Genomic DNA, 2,950 nt, shown 5'->3' with positions numbered 1-2,950 from the left:
ACATCCCGGTAGATGCCTCCGTAGATATTAAAGTCACCCACCAGAGGCATAACATCCTGTGTAAGGGCATTGCTTACTTTAACCAATAGTTTGTTGTCCTGATTGTATGTGATGAAATCGGTTATATCAAAAACGAAAGCCCCGTATCCTCCCCGGTGTTCACCCACATGCCGGTCGTTTACCAATAGGTTGGTTACCGTATTTACCCCTTCGAAGCGAAGGTAGATTCGTTTACCCTTCCATTCGGGACGTATAAACAGACTTTTCTCATAGTTTCCGGTCGTACGCAGGTAATCCTGTTTCCCCGACAAAGCATCGGTGGCATTCCATGTATGAGGTAAGTCCACGCGATGTTCGCTTTTAAACTGAACCTGGTGAGAGAAACGGAACTTCCAGTTGTCGTTTAAAGACAATACACTGCGTCCGGCATAGGCAGAACTGCATAGCAATAAAAGTGCAAAAAGCACCACGGCGTTTTTCATGATCTCTTTTTTTATGCAAAAATAGCGCCGGATGAGGTGGTGCAACTGCCCAAATTGTCCGATTTAAGACAACCGATTGTCCAACTATGCCCTTTTAGCAGTCAAAGAGAGCGCTTCAGGCATCCTTGTACAGCTCGATCACCAACGTAGTGGTAAGCACAATCCCGATGCCTACACAAACAGCTATCAGCAACCAGTTGATGAATTTTGCTTTGGGTTTGGTGTCTTTGTGCAGATCGGTAAGGTAATACTCTTTAAAGAAGAGGTACAATGCCGGAACCGAAGCACTGGCCAATAGAAAGTCTTCCGGAATTTTAAAGAAGTAGGTCTTCGATAAACCGATAAGCGACCAGTGACAGAGCAACAGGATAATGAAAAGATTGCTCTTGCGGGAGAACAGTAACAACAACCCGATTGTAAAGGTAACGACCGAGCAGGGCATTACCGGCGACGTGATACCCGGAAAGCTAAGTCCCCTTGCCATGGAGAAAACAGGATAGATAAAAGGCATCAGCACCAAAAGATATCCCAGCACGTTGTATTTGGGGTTACGCTCCAATTGGGTGTAGCCGGCCAATAGATCCCACAGCCAGGCAATGGCCAGGATAGCCCAGAAGATAGACAATACATTGTTGTAGCTTCTCTCCGAACAGTAGATATGATAGTAAACCACCGATATCCAGGTATAGGTGGCGATAAAGTAAATCTTCATCCCTATCTTTACCCAACGTTGCGGGTTACGCAGGAGCATCAGGGTAAGCAACACACCGATCAGCACGATAAAGATCTGATACATCCAGGTGGCGGAGTTGTACTCGGCAATTGTTTTCCAGAAAGTATTCATAGTTGTTTTTTATGTCTGGTAAGAGAATAAGCGCGGTTTGGAAACAAAAACATAGGCAGGGTGGTACCTACGGCAAGCAGAAAGATCACCGTACAGGTAACCATGGTGTTTGAAAAAAACATCTCCATATACTTAGCCCTGTCCAGGGGATTATCCATATTCTGCAAAAACATCAGTTGGGCAAATACCATGTTGTAGGCAAATTTACCGGGTACCATCGGCAGCAGAGCCGGAATGGAAAGCACCGTCATAGGAGAATGAATCCTTTTCCCCAGCCAGATACTGCCCAGACCGATTACAAGAGCCCCCACAAAGGAAGCCGATGCAATGTTAATACCCACCAAAGTCATCAAACAATAACGACAAGCGTGACCGGCGGCAGCCAGTAAAGCGATGTAAGGGAACGAGCGTAACGAAGGATCGGAGATTGCTCCGAATCCGATTCCTGCCACAGCAGCAAAGAATCCGTCTATAAGAATATCCGTAAGTATCATAACAAGCTGTTTTTTACCAGTAATAATGTAAAGGAAAGTCCGATTGCAATGCATACGATAAGCAGAGCCGCCTGGGTAAGTCGGGCAAACCCGGTAAGCACATGCCCTTCTACAATATCGATCACACCATTGATAAGCGGAACGCCGGGAACCAGGTACAGAACGCTGGTAGCCAAGGCTATTTCGGAAGTAGTATCAAAGATAACAGACGTTGAGGCGCACATGGATGCAACAAAAGCCGATGCAATAAAAATTACAAAGTGATTGATCCCTTTGCCGGCCATCTGCTGTCTTAAAAACAACCCTGCAATTGTAGACGAAAACACGATTCCCACAGAACACCAGTCGCCGCCGAATAACTTGCAGAAAGAGGCATTGGCAAAACCCACCAGAATCAATACAAACAACGGATTGATACGGGGAGAGGAGACAATCTTCCTGTACTTTTCTTTCAATGTGTCGAGAGACAAATGTTCGTCGAAGGTCTCCCAGCTCAACGCACTTAATTCTGAATTCCGTTCAAAGCTGATGGGAAGCGACGGGATGTCGATTACTTCACTGTAATTTTCCCTCGTTTCCAGATCAAGCAGTGTAAGAATAATACTTCTCTGGAGTACACTGATCTTAACAGTATATCCAAAAGACTCGCCGATTCGTTTCGTACTACGTATCACACGGGAAGTATGTACCCCACACCCCATCATGTGTGCAGCATATTCGGCTACAAATACCCCTACCTGCAGCAGAGGTTCTTTTTCCTGTTTCATAAAAGAAGACTATACCTTAAATAATCTAAACAATAACGAATGTCCCGGGAGGACTAATAGAGTGTCTTCACGAAATTAAATAGAGGGTGAACAATGAAAAAAACTGAATCGGCTGCAAAAGTAAATAAAAGATTTCAGAGAGGAGGCGATGCCGGCCTATTTTTGAGGTATAATCTGCACATCGATGTCCCATGTCCACTTGTCGAAGTACAGATTGCCCCCTTTCCATTCCACTTCACCCCGCTGGAAGTCCACTGTCTCACTGCGGGTAAAATGCTTTTCGGGAACAAGCGGAGCCGAAAAGTCGTCGTTCACAATCAACCGGTAGGCATCAATTCCGTTGGAGAAGAAATAGCGGGTATC

The 2,950-nt window shown here is 45.5% G+C and carries 4 protein-coding genes and 1 pseudogene; all 5 read right to left on the bottom strand.

The genetic code is table 11. The features are described from left to right. A partial coding sequence (locus tag AB7E53_RS14850; protein WP_446776574.1) for a sugar-binding domain-containing protein occupies positions 1 to 482 on the bottom strand: 482 nt, incomplete at its 3' end. A 115-nt stretch (positions 483 to 597) separates the two neighbouring features. Further along, positions 598 to 1,326 (bottom strand): DUF6064 family protein, encoded by a 729-nt coding sequence (locus AB7E53_RS14845; RefSeq protein ID WP_446776572.1) that lies wholly within the window; start codon positions 1,324 to 1,326, stop codon positions 598 to 600. Continuing rightward, positions 1,323 to 1,820, bottom strand: coding sequence for a threonine/serine exporter family protein (locus AB7E53_RS14840; protein WP_068185991.1), 498 nt, complete (start codon positions 1,818 to 1,820; stop codon positions 1,323 to 1,325). Before AB7E53_RS14840 ends, AB7E53_RS14845 begins: the two co-directional genes overlap by 4 nt. Beyond that, complete coding sequence (locus AB7E53_RS14835) at positions 1,817 to 2,587, bottom strand: threonine/serine ThrE exporter family protein (RefSeq protein ID WP_068185995.1); 771 nt, start codon at positions 2,585 to 2,587, stop codon at positions 1,817 to 1,819. The genes AB7E53_RS14840 and AB7E53_RS14835 overlap by 4 nt, the downstream gene beginning before the upstream one ends. A 156-nt stretch (positions 2,588 to 2,743) precedes the next feature. Then, positions 2,744 to 2,950: pseudogene (locus tag AB7E53_RS14830) on the bottom strand (transglutaminase-like domain-containing protein); the annotation flags it as partial.

Source organism: Macellibacteroides sp., assembly GCF_050251695.1.
Taxonomy (GTDB): domain Bacteria; phylum Bacteroidota; class Bacteroidia; order Bacteroidales; family Tannerellaceae; genus Macellibacteroides; species Macellibacteroides fermentans.
This window is presented reverse-complemented; position numbering and strand designations above follow the sequence as displayed.

Coding starts and splice junctions, on each gene's coding strand:
- AB7E53_RS14840 (WP_068185991.1), bottom strand. CDS start 1,820: ATGATACTTACGGATATTCTTATAGACGGATTCTTTGCTGCTGTGGCA.
- AB7E53_RS14845 (WP_446776572.1), bottom strand. CDS start 1,326: ATGAATACTTTCTGGAAAACAATTGCCGAGTACAACTCCGCCACCTGG.
- AB7E53_RS14835 (WP_068185995.1), bottom strand. CDS start 2,587: ATGAAACAGGAAAAAGAACCTCTGCTGCAGGTAGGGGTATTTGTAGCC.